Source organism: Gilliamella sp. wkB308 (assembly GCF_001690185.1).
GTDB classification, from domain to species: Bacteria; Pseudomonadota; Gammaproteobacteria; order Enterobacterales; family Orbaceae; genus Gilliamella; species Gilliamella apicola_I.
The window spans coordinates 58536-76107 of the sequence record NZ_LZGN01000003.1 but is presented as its reverse complement, the minus strand read 5'-3'; the positions used below and the strand labels follow the sequence as shown (position 1 = coordinate 76107).

Below are 17572 nucleotides of genomic sequence, written 5' to 3'. Positions count from 1 at the left end.
TATAGTGTATGACTTTTAAATTTTCAGAAAAAGTTCTCTACTTTTGAATGGCTTTGAACCGACATAAGGCTTTAATGCCATTCGTGTAAAACGTTTAGCCGCTTTTAATGTATCCTCATCACTAAATTGACGATAACCTAATGCCAATACTTCTTTACCCGTAAAGCTGGTACTATTTTCAAGCAGACTACTGATAAAGCCCTTTTCTGACTGATATTGGTAATACATCGATTCGATAATTTCATCCCCTGTTGCACTACAATGAAAAAAATCGATGTAATAGCCTAGACTTTCTAATAATGCTAATTCAAATGAACGTAATACATTTTCGGCTGGAACTTGCTGAGCTAATTGTTGCAAGCTTTTAAGATAGTGTTCAAAAAGTGTAGGCACGCCAACTTCGGGGACTAAAACTCGATGCAATAACTCATTCAAATAAAAAGCACTATATAATGATACAGAAAAAAGCGGCAACGTTAGCGCTATACCTTCAACTTGTCGTAAAGTTTTTATCTCACCCATACCAGAATATTGAACAATAATGGGCGTAAAAGGTTGTAAAATGCCCTTTAATGAAGATTTTTTACGTCTAGCTCCTTTGGCTAACACCGTTATTTTCCCTGCATTTTCAACAAATAAATCGACTAATAGACTTGTTTCACTATAAGTACGAGTATGTAAGACAAATGCCCTTTGCCAATTTTCCATCTAAAATGCCTTTTATCATATGACTATAATTTTGATTAAAAAGAGTGCTTGATTAAAAAATGAATAATTTTTTTAAATTTTCAACTGAAATTAAACTAAATTTCCGATATAATCAATAGCTAACTAATGAGATGATTATAGGATAACTAATAGAAAACCATGGAACTTTTTTCAACAATATTACTTATAGTGCTAATTGTATCACTTTCAGGTGTGGTAATAAAATTACTACCATTCCAAATTCCGTTACCACTTATGCAAATACTACTGGGTTGTGTTTTAGCAGCTTTTGGTATTTATGTAAAATTTGACCCTGAACTATTTCTTGTATTGTTTATACCACCATTGCTTTTCGCAGATGGACGAAAAACATCGGTCAAAGACTTTGTACATAATGCCAGAGAAATTGTTGGATTAGCACTCGTTCTTGTCGTTATTTCTATAATTGCTTTGGGTTACCTTCTAAATTGGATGTTACCAAAAGTTGAATTAGCTGCCGCACTCGCGTTAGCTGCAGTACTATCACCTACCGATGCCGTTGCACTAGGAGGAATAGTCGGTAAAGGGCGTATAGAAAAAGAAAAAATGGAGATTATTGAAGGCGAAGCTTTAATGAATGATGCATCTGGTCTGGTATCATTAAAATTTGCTATTGCAATTGCAACCGGCTTGCTAGAATTTAATTTATTACAAATTAGTCTTTCTTTCTTTGTAGTCGCTCTTGGTGGCTTGGCTGTTGGTGTTTTATTTACTTGGTTATATGCACGTATTTTACGTTTAATTAATAAATTAACCCATAATGATCCTGCCATCCAAATTGTTTTACTATTCTTACTTCCTTTTGCTGCCTATATTCTTGCTGAAGAGTGTCACTGTTCAGGGATTTTAGCCGCAGTGAGTGCAGGTATGACCGTAAACCATTCAGGTATGATGCGCAACGCACCTTTAACCGCTCGTTTACAATCAGATAGTACCTGGTCAATGTTAACATTTGTATTTAATGGATTTGTCTTTATTTTATTAGGTATTCAGTTACCAAGTATTTTAAATAATACTTTTGCAGAAAACCAAACAGATTCATCTATTGAAGTATGGCAATTGTGCTTTATTGTCGTGTTTGTCTTTATCGTATTAATGGGAACACGATTTGCTTGGTTATGGGCTATGAAACATATGCCTACTTTACCATTTGGAACAAAACGTCCACTTGCATTCCGTTCTTATACTACACGCGATCTTTGGATTTCAACTTTTGCGGGTGTTCGCGGAGCTATTACCCTAGCTGGTGTATTATCTATTCCAATGACAATTGGCGGTCGTTATCAACTTGTTTTTATCGCAGCCGGCATTATTTTAATTTCATTAATTACCGCGGTCATCGTCTTACCTATTCTATTACGCGGTAGTGTTATCTTGGATAACTCTCAACAAGATAATGAAATTTTGACAGTTAAGGGGCAAATGGCGGAAGAAGCTATTGTGAGTCTTGAAAAAATGCAAAACAATTTACTTCAAGAAACGTCTGAAGCGGGTTTAGATCAAGAAATAATACATGAAGTAGGTTCACGTGTTATCGGTTCTTTAAGACGTCGAACAGGATTAAAAGATTTAGAACAAAAAGCAATGGAAGCTGAAAATCTTGAAAGACGTATGCGTCTTGTGGCAATCGGTGCAGAGCGCACAGCTTTACTACAAATGAAAGTTCGTAATGAAGTGAGTGAAGAAACATTTGAACATTTAAATACTGACCTCGATATTTATGAAAAAATGATATCTGGAGATTCATAAATGATAGCAAACAAACATCAGTTTTTAGGCCATATTCATTCACAGTTTGTTGACAAAGCCCCTCATGTATTGGGGCTAACTTTACGTTGTATTCCGTTTAATTTGAAAAAACAGGCAATTGAACAACTATTACAACTACAATTTAAACATTCTTTAGAAGATGGCGACCTCGATTTTTTAGAAAATCGTTGGTTAAAAATTGAAGTTACCGATCTTCAACTTACTTGGTTTGTTAGCTTAATTGATAATAAACTGGTAGTGAGTCGGGAAGAAATCGCTGATGTAAGTTTTATTGGTAATGCAAACGATTTGATTATGATAGCAACTAGGCGCCAAGATCCAGATACCCTATTCTTCCAACGACGACTAATCGTCGAAGGTGATACAGAATTAGGACTGTATGTAAAAAATCTAATGGATTCCATTGAACTTGATTCAATGCCTAAATTTTTAAGGTTGACCCTTGAAAAAATGGCCAACATTATAGAATCTGCGCCGAAAAATACCTTTTAAACTGATAACAATTGTGGGAGATTATATTTCTCCCATTTTTTATTGATTATGTCATTCCCCATATCTTACTTTTTCTTACCTATACCTTAAAAAAATAGACATGAATAATCAAGAAAAGATTGTTTAAATAGCCTATTTATATGTTAATTATAAGAATATTATCATCATATTGTGATTAAAATCACAATATGGCAAAAACTTGATTTCCCTATCTGATTCATTGTGGCTTAATGAATAATTCTTAATGGTGCGTATAGAAAATGGAGAAAAATTATGCTTAAAAGAAAGACTAAATTCTTCATGTTTGTTTTATTGACAATACCTTCTTTTGGATATTGTTTAGATTTTCACAACAAAAAAGAGTCGGATTATGTGATAGAAAATTTCAAATTTAATAACGGAGAAACTGAAAGTATAAAAATACATTACACCACTCTTGGCAATCCTGATAACAAACCGGTATTAATATTGCATGGTACAACAGGAAGTGGTAGCGCAATGTTAAATGATAGCTTTGGCCATATATTGTTTGATAAAGGAATGCCTTTAGATGCCGAAAAATATTTTATTATTCTTCCCGACGCAATAGGCACAGGTAAATCGTCTAAACCATCCGACGGTTTAAAGGGCAATTTCCCTCATTATGATTATACCGATATGGTCAATGCTCAATATCAATTATTAAAAAATAAGTTAAATATTGAGCATGTAGAATTAATCATCGGTAACTCGATGGGAGGTATGAATACATGGAAATGGGTAACAATGTATCCTGATTATATGACAGCCGCTATTCCAATGGCTGCAACCCCAGCACCAATGTCCAGCCGTAACTGGATTATGCGGAAAATGGTTATCAATGCTATCAAAGATGATCCCGACTGGAACAATGGTTTTTATACTAAACAACCCGAACAGTTTCAATTAGTCTATAATTATTACAATATCGCAACTAATGGCGGCGACATTGCATGGCAAAAACAAGCATATAATACGGAAGAAACTGAAAAGATATTAAAAGATAAATTAAACGAACGTGTTTCGATGGATGCTAACGATTTTTTATATCAATGGGATGCCGCAAGAAATTATGATCCAACCAATGACTTAAATAAAATCAAAGCACGAATTTTAGCTATCAATTCTGAAGATGATGAAAGAAATCCAGCTTCGACGGGTTTAATGGAAAAAGCAATACAGAAGATTCCCAATGCAAAGTATTACTTGATTCCAGCTTCTGAAAAAACTACCGGGCATGGCACAACAATGCTAGCTGACTTATGGAAAACCCAATTGATTATTTTTTTAGAAGAAAATAATTTAAATTAATAGATGATATTATTTACTTATGAAGTGAATAAATACGTTTAGCTATTCACTTCTTACTTATCAAAAACACACTATCAACTATCGTAATAATATAAGCATATTTTAAGCTAATAATCTTTTTAATATTAATCCGAAGATATTAAACAAATAAAGTCATTTGTTTTAACAAGAATTACTTACTTATAATGGCAAAATAAATAGGTTTAAATAATTTAAATTAAGTAAAATATTGTATAATTTAGGTAAGTGACAGATCAAAAATCATCAAGAGTAAAACGATAAAATGAAAAATAACGCCAAACAACCTACTTTTTACTTTCACGATTATGAAACATTTGGTATTAATCCAGCTCTTGATAGACCCGCTCAATTTGCGGGTGTTCGAACTGATATTGATCTTAATATTATTGAAGAGCCTTTAGTTATATATTGTAAGCTAGCACCAGACTATCTACCTAATCCTGAAGCGGTTCTCATTACGGGCATTACTCCACAACAAGCAAATCAAAAAGGAGTGAATGAAGCTCAATTTACCAAATTAATTCATCAAGCATTCAGTGAGCCAAATACTTGCATTTTAGGTTATAATAATATTCGTTTCGATGATGAAGTGACCCGCAATATCCTTTACCGTAATTTTTACGACCCATACGCCTACAGTTGGCAAAATGGTAATTCAAGATGGGATCTTTTAGATGTTGTAAGAGCGTGTTTTGCCTTGCGACCTGACGGTATTCATTGGCCAACCAACGATTCGGGTTATCCCAGTTTTCGGTTAGAACATTTAACCAAAGCAAATAATATCACGCATGAACATGCTCATGATGCAATGTCAGATGTGTATGCCACTATCGCCATTGCAAAATTAATTAAAGAAAAACAACCTAAGTTATTTAACTACTTTTTTACATTACGCAATAAAAATAAAGTTGCCGAACTCATAGATATAATCAATATGACCCCACTGGTACATGTTTCGGGTATGCTGGGTAGTTATCGAGGAAATATGTCATTAGTATGCCCTATCGCTTGGCATCCGCAACAAAATAATGCCGTCATAGTTTGTGATCTCACTGGCGATATTGATTCAATTATTGATTTACCAGTGAATATAATACGCGAAAAACTTTATACTAAAACGGAATATCTTGAACTTGATGAGTCTCGCATTCCATTAAAACTCGTTCATATTAACAAGTGCCCTATTCTTGCACCGATAAAAACTTTACTGCTTGAAAATGCTAAACGTTTTTCTATTAATATTGAAGAATGCTTAAACAAACAACAAAAACTATTACAAAATCAAATTTTGTTGCAAGATAAAATGCGAGAATTATTTAGTTTAAGTAATGATTATCCTACTCATACGGATGTAGATGCACAAATTTACAATGGATTTTTGAGCAATCAGGATAAACTAAATTGTGAAACAGTACAAACAACGCCAGTACAATTATTAGATAGTTTATCACTCAAATTTGAAGATCCTCGCTTAAGTACACTTTTTTTTCGATACAAAGCTCGAAACTTTCCTCAAACTCTAACTCATCACGAACAGATGATCTGGAAAGATTATTGTCGTGATAAACTAAGTACGCCTAAGATTCAAGATTACATTTTAACTTTAGAATTACTTGCTGAAACTTATATTCAACAACCCGAAAAATTAGCTTTGATAAAACAGCTTTATCATTACTGCCATTATTTAGTTGGATAATTAAAATTGAGGGGCGTATTATAGACACCAAATAAAGCAGTCTTATATTAACAATCAAACAAGTTATTAAATTTTAGACTATGAAACATTTTTTAGCTAAACACGCCACAATTAAACATCGATTATATTCTTTATACTACACATTGTTTAGTTATGGTCGAGGATTATTAATTTTAACGCTGAGTCTTTGGGCTGGTAATTTCATTTCTCAACGATTACCCATCATGATTCCTGGTAGCATTATCGGTCTATTAATTCTGTTTTTCTTATTAGCTTTTCAAATCATTCCCACTTGTTGGATAAAAAACAGTTGTAATTTATTTATGCGCTATATGACGTTACTATTTATTCCTGCTGCAATGGGAATAATGGATAATTACACATTGCTATTAAATAATTGGGTACCCATTATTTTTGGAAGTATTGGTAGTTCATTGTTGGTATTGCTTTTAACAGCTTGGTTAACAGAAAAACTTCATAAAAAAACAACCAAAACTGCCACGTTATCAGATAGTAATGAGGAACAACCACTATGATTTGGATGCTACCGTTAACTGTATGTGTATTTCTAATTATTCGTAAACTTGCTTTTAAAATTAAAACTCCGTTATTTAATCCTTTGGTCATTTCGGTAATGGTGCTTGTTCCCATTATGATAATGAGTCAGACCAGTTATTCAGAATATGTTAATAATGTCGATATCATAAATAAATTATTACCTTATTCCGTTGTCGCTTTAGCCTTTCCGCTATACGAACTCATTCCACAAATTAAAGCTCGTTGGAAGTCAATTATCATTATTACCTTTAGCGCGTCAATCGCTTCTATGATAACTGGTGTCAGTATTGTATTTTGGTTAGGTGGAAATACCGAAATAGCTGCGTCGGTTTTACCCAAATCAGTCACTACGGCTATTGCAGTGACGATTGCCAACAACGAAGGCGGTGTTCCGTCAATCGCAGCCCTTTGTGTTATATTAGTAGGCACATTAGGCGGAATTTTTGGTCATCAAATATTAAATATAGCAAAAATAAAATCTGCTTCGGCCAGAGGATTATCAATAGGTGCAGTTTCGCACGCAGTTGGTACTGCTCGCTGTATAGAAGTTGATTATAATGAAGGTGCTTATAGTTCTTTATCATTAGTATTATGTGGTATAATGACTTCTATCACGGCTCCATTTTTATTTCCAATTTTAGTCTTTATTTTTAACTGGTTCTAACATGAAATTAAAAAAAATAATTAAAAGTTTATTTAGTCTTTGCTTCTTACTCATATGTGTAATTGCTGGCTTGGATTTTTGGATAAGCTATGAAACCGCACCTTATATATACCACGATGTAAATAAACTGCCCTATCAAAACGTAGGTGTAGTACTTGGTACCTCCAAATATGTTCGAGGAGGTGGTAAAAATGTTTTTTATCAAAATCGAATTAATGGCGCAATCTCCCTTTATAATCAGCATAAAATCGATTATCTATTACTCAGTGGTGATGGTGAAGATTCTTTTCAAAGCTACAATGAACCCGTCACGATGAAAAAAGATTTAATTAAAGCAGGAATCCCTAGTGATGCAATCGTATTAGATTATGCCGGATTTAGAACATTGGATTCAGTTGTCAGAGCCAACAAAGTTTTTGACGCTAAAAGTTTTACAATTATTACGCAAGAATTTCATTGTGAACGAGCAATATTTATTGCATTAGCCCAGAACATTCAAGCACAATGTTTTGCTGTTCCAGCACCAGACAGTATGAAGTTAGTCCGAATTCGTGAAACGTTAGCTCGTGTTAGTGCCTTTATCGATCTCTATATTTTAAATAAAGAACCTAAATATTTGGGGCCTGTAATTCCTATCATATCTGAAAAATAATTAACTTTTAAAGTTGAACATCATTAAATTTTCAAAGTTTATCATAAAGATAAATACTAAATTTATTTTGAATACTATTTGTCTCATATTTTAGATTGCATTTTTATGCAAAAAAAAGTAATATTTAGTCAATTTTTTTTTAATTTAGCCAACATTTATAATGAATATTGAATTAAGCCATATTAACTGTTTTTATGGCACTCATCATGCATTGAAAGATGTTTCACTTAGTTATCCTCTAGGTGAAACCATTGTATTACTAGGTCAAAGTGGTGCAGGAAAAAGCTCTTTATTAAAAGTATTTAATTTACTTGAAATTCCAACATCAGGTGAAATGACAATAGCTAATTCACATTTTGATTTTTCAAGAAAAATCAGTGATACCACTATCAGACAATTACGTAAAAATGTGGGTATGGTTTTCCAAAACTATAATTTATGGCCCCATTTAACGGTGCTTGAAAACTTGATTGAAGCACCTTGCCAAGTCCTGAATTTATCTAAAAAAGAAGCGACTGACAAAGCAATACTGATATTACAACGTTTGCAAATTGATGAAATGGCAAATCGCTATCCTCTGCACCTTTCGGGGGGACAACAGCAACGGGTAGCAATAGCCAGAGCATTGATGATGGAACCACAAATTTTGTTATTTGATGAACCTACAGCAGCATTAGATCCAGCTATTACATCGCAAGTAGCTGAAATTATTAACGAACTTTCACAAACAGGAATAACGCAGATTATTGTAACTCATGAAGTTGATTTTGCTCGTAAAGTCGCTTCACAAGTAATTTATATGGAACACGGTAAAATTATTGAGCAAGGACAACTAGAATGTTTTGCTCATCCGAAAACCGATGAATTTAAAGCTTATTTATCGCATTAATGATTATAAATTGGGTGGAAATATGAAAAAAACTTTATTTGCTATTTTGCTTGCTAGCGCTGCATTTACCTCTCAAGCATCTGAAAATTTAACTATCGGTACAGAAGCCACTTATGCACCATTTGAATTCACCAATGACAAGAACGAAATTATCGGATTTGATATTGATGTGATCAACAAAATTTGTGAAGAGATTAACGCTTCTTGTAAAATTGTTAATCAGTCTTTTGATGGATTAATTCCTAGTTTAAAAACGCGTCGAATTGATGCGGCAATTGCAGGGATAGACATCACACCAGAACGTCAAAAACAAGTTGATTTTACCAAGATTTATTACGATGATAGCTCAATTCAATTTATTACATTGAAAGACACTTTAACAGATCTTGAACAACTAAAAGGCAAGCGAGTTGGTATTCAAAAAGGAACAACCTATTTTAAATACTTAAATGAAAAATATCCTGACGTTAAACCTGTTAGCTATGATAGTTATCAGTATGCATTTTTAGATTTAAAAGCTAAACGAATTGATGCGATTGTAGCCAGCTCTTTTGTCGCGGGTGATTGGTTAAGCAAGGAAACGGATATTGTTGCTTTAGGTGATAAAATTACCGATCATGATTTTTTTGGAGAGGGTTTAGGCATTGCCTTACGTAAAGGCAATGATCAGTTAAGAGAACAATTTAATCAAGCACTTGATAAATTGAAATCAAATGGTGAACTCGATGCCATTTATAAAAAATGGTTTAACAAATAGCTAATAAACTATCAAATTTGATATTATTGTGATCTCGCCGCTTAAAATGCGGCGAATTTATTTTTTAATTTAAATACGGTTTTTTTATGTCAGACTTTTTAGCATATGCAATGAACTGGATAATGTCCTCAATGGACGGTTTTATCGTGCCTTTAACAAAAGCAACATCAATCACATTGTCATTAGCTTTCGTATCAATGATTGTTGGTATAGTTCTTGCTTTTATTCTCACAATTTTAGAATCCGTTCCATTTAAACCTGTTGCATGGTTAATGTCTTTAATTAGTTTAACGATTCGAGCACTACCTGAATTATTAATTGTCGTAGCAATCTATAATGGTTTACCACTTCTTTTAATGGTACTAGATGATGGATTTGAGATATCATTGATATTTACTTCAATTCATATCCAAATGCATCTTGCCAATACTCAGCCCGATGCGTTTTTATGTGGTGTCATTGCGTTATCGCTTCTTTATGCAGTTTATGCCTCTCAAACGCTCAGAGGTGCATTTAAAGCAATACCAAGCGGACAAAAACAAGCCGCTCAGGTGCTTGGTTTAAATAAATTTAGAACTTTTTTTCGTATCATCATGCCGCAAATGTGGCGCCATGCTATACCAGGATTAAGTAATCAATGGTTGATTTTACTGAAAGATACTGCGCTGGTTTCAGCTATCACAATTAACGATCTTATGATGCAAACCAAAACAATCATTGCACGAACCAATCAACCATTTCTATGGTATACGATCGCAATGGTAATCTATTTGATTATTTCAATCTTAAGCCAAAAACTGATTGAACGAATCGAAAAACGTGTGACTTATTTTGAACAACCCACTTCAGTCAAAAGTTTGTAAGGTTATATTATGTCTGATGATTTTGTTTATTATCTTAAAACCATCCTACAAGGTCTTCCTGACACGTTAAGTCTGGGAATTTTAGGTATCCTAACTGCGGGGCTTCTGGCTATCGTTTTTTCATGCTTATTATCACTTAATCATTTTGTATTAACAAAGGTAATACGTACCTATATTATTATCTTTACGGGGTCTCCCCTATTAGTTCAGTTATTTTTAATTTATTATGGTCCCTCACAGTTCGCTGACTTTTTAAGTCAATTTCCGACATTTTATGATCTCATATCTTCGCCTTGGTTTTGTGCTTATTTAGCTTTAACGCTAAATAGTGCTGCGTATACCACACAAATTTTTTATGGTGCTTTAAAATCCGTACCGCAAGGACAATGGCAAGCGTGTGAGGCTCTCGGGATGAATAAACGGCAAACCTTAAAAATTGTCATGCCTTATGCTTTAAAACGAGCCTTATCCACCTATTCTAATGAAGTCGTTTTTGTTGTCAAAGGCACAGCCCTAGCCTCGATGATTCCGGTAATGGATATAATGGGGTATAGTAATCAACTTAATGGTGATTATTACGATTTTTCTATATTTATTGTTGCAGGATTCGTTTACCTCTTGATAAATGGATTATTAAGCACCATTATGAGAATAATAGAGAAAAAAGCCCTCACATTTGAAAATTAATATGAGCCAATTTGATTCAACATCTTTTTTAAAAACAGTCCCACATAAACCGGGCATTTATCAGATGTTTAATGATAAAGAGACGATTATTTATGTGGGCAAAGCTAAAGATCTGAATAACCGACTAAAAAGCTATTTTAATAGTAGTAAAAAAACACTGAAAACGGATATGTTAGTTAGCCATATCCATCGTATTGAATTTACGATTACGAATACCGAAACCGAAGCCCTACTATTAGAACAGACTTACATTAAAAAACATCAACCACGTTATAATGTTCTTTTAAAAGACGATAAAAGCTATCCTTTTATTAAATTAAGTAAAGAACGACATCCACAGTTATCACTTTATCGTGGGGCGATTAATCGCAAAAAAGATGAGTTTTTTGGTCCTTATCCTAGTGGATATGCAGTTAAACAGATTTTAGCGCTATTACAAAAAACGTTTCCGATTAGACAGTGCTTGAATACCACCTATCGGAACAGAACTCGCCCCTGCCTGCAATATCAGATTAAACGCTGTTTAGGGCCTTGTGTGCCGGGATTAGTGAGTGATGAAGATTATAACGAACAAGTTAATTATGTGAGATTATTTTTATCAGGACAATCCGATCAGATCTTACAAAAAATCACTGAAGATATGCTAAAAGCAAGTAATGAGCTCAATTTTGAAAAAGCAGCAGCATTACGCGATCAGTTACAAGCCATTAAACATATTAACGAAAAACAAGCTATTTACAACAATAATGATAATTTAGATGTTATTGGCTTCCACTACGAGTTTGGTATAGCCTGTATTTATGTGTTATTTATCCGAAATGGACAAACCTTTGGGCATCGTTCTTATTTTCCTAAAGTACCATCAAATACTGAATTAGAAGAAGTAATTGAAACCTTTTTAGGGCAATTTTATCTGCAAGGTAATCAAAATCGTAATATTCCGAAAAAGATCCTACTCAATTTTTCGTTGTCGGATAAACAACCCATGGAAGAGACACTGTCACTTATTGCTGAGCATCAAGTCAAATTAGTTGATGAGCCTAAAGGCGATAATTTAAAGTTACTCAATATTGCAACCGTCAATGCGCAAACTGAAGTGAAGAATAAATTATTAACCAATTCGACAAATAAACAACGTTACGATGCACTTAAAACCTTTTTGGGCATTGATAAAATCAATCGTATGGAATGTTTTGATATCAGCCATTTTATGGGAAAAAACACAATAGCCTCTTGCGTTGTCTTTGATGATAAAGGTCCGGTAAAATCGGAATTTCGCCGCTACAATATTACGGGTATTACACCGGGTGATGACTATGCGGCAATGGAACAAGTCCTAACAAGACGTTACAATAAAAAAGATCTGCCTGATGAAAAAATACCTGATGTTATTTTTATTGATGGTGGTAAAGGACAGTTAAACCAAGCCTTACATGTATTTGAAGGGCTCAATGTCAATTGGGATAAACATCACCCTATTCTCGTGGGGGTGGCAAAAGGCGCTGAGCGCAAAGAAGGACTTGAAACATTGTTTTTTGAAGCGCATGGAACCGGACATTATCTTGATGACCATTCGCCAGCTTTATTGCTTATTCAACAAATTCGTAATGCATCACACGATCATGCCATTGTGGGGCAACGAAAAAAAGGGGTAAAACAACTTACCGATAGTGCTTTAGAACATATTGAAGGAATCGGTTCAAAAAGACGGCAAGCATTACTTAAACACTTTGGTGGTCTAAGAGAATTAAAAAATGCCAGTATTGATGAAATAGCACAAGTGCAAGGAATCTCTAAATCGCTAGCCGAAAAAATTTATTTAAATTTACAACAATAACACATTGAAAAATTATGATATTTCAGGCAACATAAGCATTAAGAAACCCCGTTTTTTTAATTTTTGTTAATCTATTGATTAATTAAACAAAAAAAGAGCTTATGTCACATGAAAATCAATCTTCCTACTTTATTAACGTTATTTCGAGTTATTTTAATTCCTTTTTTTGTGCTGGCTTTTTATTTATTTCCAACTGAATGGTCTGGTTTTTTTTCGGCATTAATTTTTCTAATTGCTGCAATAACCGATGTGTTTGATGGTTATTTAGCTAGACGTTTAGGACAAACGACCAAGTTTGGGGCGTTTCTAGATCCAGTTGCAGATAAAATTATTGTCACAATAGCCCTAATTCTGATCACTCAATATTATCAAGCATGGTGGATTTCCATTGCAGCTATAATTATCATTTCACGTGAAATCATCATCTCTGCTTTGCGTGAATGGATGGCTGAGGTTGGAAAACGGAGTAATGTCGCGGTTTCATCTATAGGCAAGTATAAAACTATCGCCCAAATGACAGCACTAACATGGCTCCTTTGGCGCCCTTGCGATATTGTAATATATGCAGGACTTGTCGCACTATTTATTGCTACAGTTTTAACGTTAATATCAATGGTGCAATATTTATGGATTGCGCAAAATGATTTTTTCGATAATCAATAGGTTTCTAAATGATCGTTTTAAGGCATAAATGATTAAAGCAATTTACCATTATAAAACGGCTTATTTTGCTGATTATTAATGCAATGGTGCAATTTACATTCAGAATAAAGTTAAACATTAATCAATCAAACAATTTATCTAAAATTTCTATTGACTGAAAAGATAAGACAGGTAAAATGCACAGCATCCAAAACGCAATTACCTTTAGGTAACTAAGTTTTGAGCCCGGGTGGTGAAATCGGTAGACACAAGGGATTTAAAATCCCTCGGCCTTTTTGGCCGTGCGAGTTCAAGTCTCGCCCCGGGCACCATTTAAACATCTCATATGCGGGAATAGCTCAGTTGGTAGAGCGCAACCTTGCCAAGGTTGAGGTCGCGAGTTCGAACCTCGTTTCCCGCTCCAATATCGCATCTAGTACAATACGTTGAATGTTCGAAAAATTCAAATTTTGTTTAATCCGTTACTGGTTCTGAAATAAAACTTGAGAAATATACTTGTTTAAATACAACTAAATTAAAAATATTTATTGCTAATCAAATTATCATCTCAAACCTAATCAGATTTTCCCAAGTGAAATAGAATCCACAAGATGCTCGCGTGCACAACCACACTTTTTACATAAAATAAATTCCTCATAAACAATGGTTACATAATGAAACATCTAGGTTTTAATTTCTTAAGACATTATTTTACTCAAACTTTGAAGTATCGGTAGCACAAACACGAAGTCGATGACCATCAGGATCATTTCCTACAAATGTATATCCAAAATCGAGCATTTGAGGTTCGAGTTCAATTTTGACGTTTAATTCTTTCCAGTTCGCATAAATCTCATCTACTTCATTTTTTGTTACATCACTAAATGACAGCTCAAAACCACCATAATGATTGGGTGCCTTTGGCGTTATTTTATCAGCCTCTTGCAGCCCCAAAATAAAATTATCATTCAATAAAAATACTGCAAAGCCAGGATAAGTTTTAACAGGTGGGCGTCCTAGTATTTGTGTATAAAATTCTGTACTAGCATCGACATTTTTGGCATAAACAATAACGCTATTAGGTTTAAACATTTTTTCTTTCCTTTTAGTGATAAAAATTAGTTTAATGAATTTTAGTTATCTCTATTTTGATGTAGCATTAATGACAACTGTATGTCATATTTAAAATTCAATCTAAATTATTTTGCAAACATATAGCATGAAAATTAATCGTATAATTACTATCATCATGGTATTACTTCAAAGAGAAAAAATAAGTGGTAAAGAATTAGCAGAAAAATTAAATGTATCATTGCGTACTATTTACCGAGATATACAAGCTATCGAGGGAGCGGGAATACCCATTATTACCTATCAAGGAAGTGCTGGTGGAATAAGTATTTTAAAAAACTATAAAATTAGTAAAGGTCTATTCACTAAAGAAGATGTCATTGTTTTATTAAAAGGCATTAACTTATTATCCTCACCGGTTTTAAAAGAAAGTGAAAATTTAAGAACACTCGAGAAAATAAAGAGTTTTTTATCAGAACAAGAACTTGATGAAGTGACAAATAACTTAAATCAACTTATTGTTGATTTATCGCCTTGGTTTTCAAAACAAAATATTAATAACAAACTATCTATTATCAGACTGGCACTGAAAGAGCAACTGCTTTTATCGTTTGATTATTTAAGTGTTAGGAATAAACAAGCATCACGTTTAATTGAGCCATATAAACTTATTTTTAAGGAAAAAGAATGGTATTTACAAGCTTTTTGTTTAACCAGAAATGATTTTCGTGTATTTAAATTATCAAAAATGTCAAACATTAGAGAAACAAACACTAAATTTATTAAGCAAACAACGCCTGAAGCATTTTCTTTATTCAAAACCGAAATGAAAAAAAAGATTTTTAAAATAAAATTATTAATAGATGAATCGCTTTTGGAACGTATTTTAGATTTTTGTGACGAAAAAGATATTAAGAAATTAAGCGAACAACAATATCTTGTAAATTTTGATTTTATTGATGATGACTACAGTTATGGCATTTTGCTGAGCTTAGGTCATCAATGTATTTGTTTAGAGCCTGAGCATATACGTCACAAACTGGTTGAACGAGCAGAAAAAATAATTAAATCTTATAAAAAATCCGGCAATTCATTGATGACAAATTTTTCTATAAAATAACTCATCATCAATGAATAGTCTTGTACCATAAAATAGTAAGACAAGGTTTAGTAATGAGTGGTTTGTATTGTACGATACATGAACTAAAAAATTACATGCAAGTCCCCCTGTCTCCAATTAAATAAATGCACCCAATAATCCTTACTAAATTCATTTTGGTCAGCAGCCATAAAAAAGATATCATTTTATATCGATAGTTACTGACATTCAAAATTAGCAGGATTATTGGTATTACCCTCACCTTTGTAAACTGTTTTTTGTGGATATGCACATAATGGTCGTTGTAAAGTAAGATTACCATTCTCTATTTTTTTGGCTGTTAGGGTTTTTGGCGGTTGTTGTTTTTCGACCCAATTTACCAGTGATTCAAAACCATTGATTTGGTCTGCACCATCACCACCATTACAATGATCAACGCCAGGCGCCATATAAAGCTTAATAAATTCATCCGTGTGGTCCTGTCCACCCATTAATTTTACAACATGATTGTAATAATGAATCGTCCCTTTTGGTGGGATTAAACGATCATCCCAACCATGCCAAATAATCATTTTTCCACCAGATTTTTTAAACTGACTCAAATCCGGGTTATCCGTTCCCATAATAGGTCTGAATAAATCGACTGATTCATTAAAGTAATCGACAAAACTTTGGTAGTCCATGTTTTTCCAATCAAGATTCGGATTCTGAGCTATCCAATATTTCAGATAATCAACGGGGATTGGAAAAGGTTCATTACCAGCAAGTGCCTCTTGCGGTGCGGTTTTTTCCACACCAAACCATAAGAATTCTCCAACATGATTAGTCGGGCCTTGCCAAATTTTTCGTAATGCTATAATTTCAGCATCATTAAAATTTTGTTGTTTTAGAAAGTTATCAGAAATGTCTAATGCCGTAGGATCATTAATTATACCGTCTTTAATTCCATCTTGTTCATCAGCTAATTGAATTATTGCCTTTCGTAACATTATAAGTTTATGAGTATCAATCGGATGCCCTAACTCCATTTGCATAACGATTTGAGGCCACAATTCAGAAGGGATAAATTTGTCCCATTGAATTGCTGGTGCCACAATATAGATACCGTCATAATCAGCGGGAAATCTTTGCGCCTCCATTAATCCTTGTCGCCCACCCGTTGAACAACCATTCCAATATGAATAGTCAGCTGGTTCACCATAATAAGCTTGAATAATTTGTTTAGTTTTAATTGTCATTTCATGAACACTACGATAAGCAAAATCCGCTATCGTATCGGCTTGTAACTGATTATTGTTGAATACAAAATGACCTTCAAACAAATTTCCGCTATGTCCGGTATCAGTTCCTACTGTAGCATACCCTTTTTTAACTGCCACAGCTAATTCGTCAAAAGGAATAAAACCAGCATATCCCCCTCCCCCAATGGCTTGTAAACGATGATTCCATTGAGTTGGCAACCAAATTTCAACATTGATTTTAGGTTGAATCATCAATTCAACCCGACAAATTTGAGGAAGATGAGATATTTCTTTTGTATCCGCATTGCGCAATGAATCCGCTAAATTAGACGGCGGCGTAAAACGATCGACAATAAGTTCAGTTTTGATAATTTTAGCATCATCAAATTCAAGGTTTACTAATGCTTGGCAACGTTCGTTATCATTAGCGTTTGCAAAATTGCAAGTACCAAAACAGCTTAATATCGTCAAAAATAATAGACAATGTTTCATTCTTACCTATCTCCCTGTGAATTTAATCATTTGTTTAAGATTTCAGATTATTAGTATTTTTATAA

16 protein-coding genes, 2 tRNA genes and 1 pseudogene are annotated in these 17572 nt (G+C 33.6%); 16 read left to right on the top strand and 3 right to left on the bottom strand.

The genetic code is table 11. From position 1 onward, the window contains the following. Positions 1–15: 15 nt before the first annotated feature. Positions 16–708, bottom strand: a complete 693-nt coding sequence (recO, locus tag A9G10_RS00440; protein ID WP_065557734.1) for a DNA repair protein RecO — start codon at positions 706–708, stop codon at positions 16–18. Positions 709–867: 159 nt separating this feature from the next. On the opposite strand from recO, the gene A9G10_RS00435 reads away from it, so the two are divergent. The 15 genes and pseudogenes from A9G10_RS00435 to A9G10_RS00365 all read left to right on the top strand — a co-directional run bounded on the left by A9G10_RS00435 (position 868) and on the right by A9G10_RS00365 (position 14028). Continuing rightward, complete coding sequence (locus tag A9G10_RS00435; RefSeq protein WP_065557733.1) at positions 868–2496, top strand: Na+/H+ antiporter; 1629 nt, start codon at positions 868–870, stop codon at positions 2494–2496. Further along, positions 2497–3009 carry a ubiquinone anaerobic biosynthesis accessory factor UbiT gene (gene ubiT / locus A9G10_RS00430; protein WP_065557732.1) on the top strand — a complete coding sequence of 171 codons (513 nt, stop codon included), beginning with the start codon at positions 2497–2499 and terminating at the stop codon, positions 3007–3009. 273 nt (positions 3010–3282) lie between these two features. After that, the gene (locus tag A9G10_RS00425) at positions 3283–4338 is read left to right on the top strand and encodes an alpha/beta fold hydrolase (protein ID WP_065557731.1); all 1056 of its coding nucleotides are present in this window, start codon (positions 3283–3285) and stop codon (positions 4336–4338) included. A 283-nt stretch (positions 4339–4621) separates the two neighbouring features. Then, positions 4622–6055: an exodeoxyribonuclease I gene (gene sbcB, locus A9G10_RS00420; protein ID WP_065557730.1), complete on the top strand. Its 1434-nt coding sequence runs from the start codon at positions 4622–4624 to the stop codon at positions 6053–6055. Positions 6056–6135: 80 nt separating this feature from the next. After that, positions 6136–6591 (top strand): CidA/LrgA family protein, encoded by a 456-nt coding sequence (locus A9G10_RS00415; RefSeq protein ID WP_081298943.1) that lies wholly within the window; start codon positions 6136–6138, stop codon positions 6589–6591. Beyond that, positions 6588–7277, top strand: coding sequence for a CidB/LrgB family autolysis modulator (locus tag A9G10_RS00410; RefSeq protein ID WP_065557729.1), 690 nt, complete (start codon positions 6588–6590; stop codon positions 7275–7277). Before A9G10_RS00415 ends, A9G10_RS00410 begins: the two co-directional genes overlap by 4 nt. 1 nt (position 7278) lies before the next feature. Next, positions 7279–7914, top strand: a pseudogene (locus tag A9G10_RS00405) (SanA/YdcF family protein); the annotation flags it as partial. A 175-nt stretch (positions 7915–8089) separates the two neighbouring features. Continuing rightward, complete coding sequence (gene artP, locus A9G10_RS00400; RefSeq protein ID WP_065557727.1) at positions 8090–8818, top strand: arginine ABC transporter ATP-binding protein ArtP; 729 nt, start codon at positions 8090–8092, stop codon at positions 8816–8818. A 22-nt stretch (positions 8819–8840) separates the two neighbouring features. After that, positions 8841–9575: a transporter substrate-binding domain-containing protein gene (locus A9G10_RS00395; RefSeq protein WP_065557802.1), complete on the top strand. Its 735-nt coding sequence runs from the start codon at positions 8841–8843 to the stop codon at positions 9573–9575. A 131-nt stretch (positions 9576–9706) separates the two neighbouring features. Beyond that, on the top strand, positions 9707–10438 hold the full coding sequence (gene artQ, locus A9G10_RS00390; protein WP_065557801.1) for an arginine ABC transporter permease ArtQ: 732 nt from the start codon (positions 9707–9709) through the stop codon (positions 10436–10438). 9 nt (positions 10439–10447) lie between these two features. After that, entirely contained in the window at positions 10448–11125 is a 678-nt protein-coding gene (artM, locus tag A9G10_RS00385; RefSeq protein WP_065557726.1) for an arginine ABC transporter permease ArtM, read from the top strand. A gap of 1 nt (position 11126) precedes the next feature. Beyond that, a complete protein-coding gene (gene uvrC, locus A9G10_RS00380; RefSeq protein ID WP_065557725.1) occupies positions 11127–12962 on the top strand; it encodes an excinuclease ABC subunit UvrC in 1836 nt (611 codons plus the stop codon). A 108-nt stretch (positions 12963–13070) separates the two neighbouring features. After that, entirely contained in the window at positions 13071–13625 is a 555-nt protein-coding gene (pgsA, locus tag A9G10_RS00375; protein ID WP_065557724.1) for a CDP-diacylglycerol--glycerol-3-phosphate 3-phosphatidyltransferase, read from the top strand. 223 nt (positions 13626–13848) lie between these two features. After that, positions 13849–13936, top strand: a tRNA-Leu gene (locus tag A9G10_RS00370). Between the two features lie 16 nt (positions 13937–13952). Further along, positions 13953–14028: transfer RNA gene (locus tag A9G10_RS00365), tRNA-Gly, on the top strand. A gap of 287 nt (positions 14029–14315) precedes the next feature. Here A9G10_RS00365 and A9G10_RS00360 read toward each other — a convergent pair. Continuing rightward, positions 14316–14696 carry a VOC family protein gene (locus A9G10_RS00360; protein WP_065557723.1) on the bottom strand — a complete coding sequence of 127 codons (381 nt, stop codon included), beginning with the start codon at positions 14694–14696 and terminating at the stop codon, positions 14316–14318. A gap of 127 nt (positions 14697–14823) precedes the next feature. Between A9G10_RS00360 and A9G10_RS00355 the strand changes: the two genes are divergently transcribed. Next, on the top strand, positions 14824–15795 hold the full coding sequence (locus tag A9G10_RS00355) for a helix-turn-helix transcriptional regulator (protein WP_065557722.1): 972 nt from the start codon (positions 14824–14826) through the stop codon (positions 15793–15795). Positions 15796–15992: 197 nt separating this feature from the next. Here the strand turns inward: A9G10_RS00355 and A9G10_RS00350 are convergent, their stop codons facing one another. After that, positions 15993–17507, bottom strand: a complete 1515-nt coding sequence (locus tag A9G10_RS00350) for a tannase/feruloyl esterase family alpha/beta hydrolase (RefSeq protein WP_065557721.1) — start codon at positions 17505–17507, stop codon at positions 15993–15995. Positions 17508–17572: the final 65 nt, after the last annotated feature.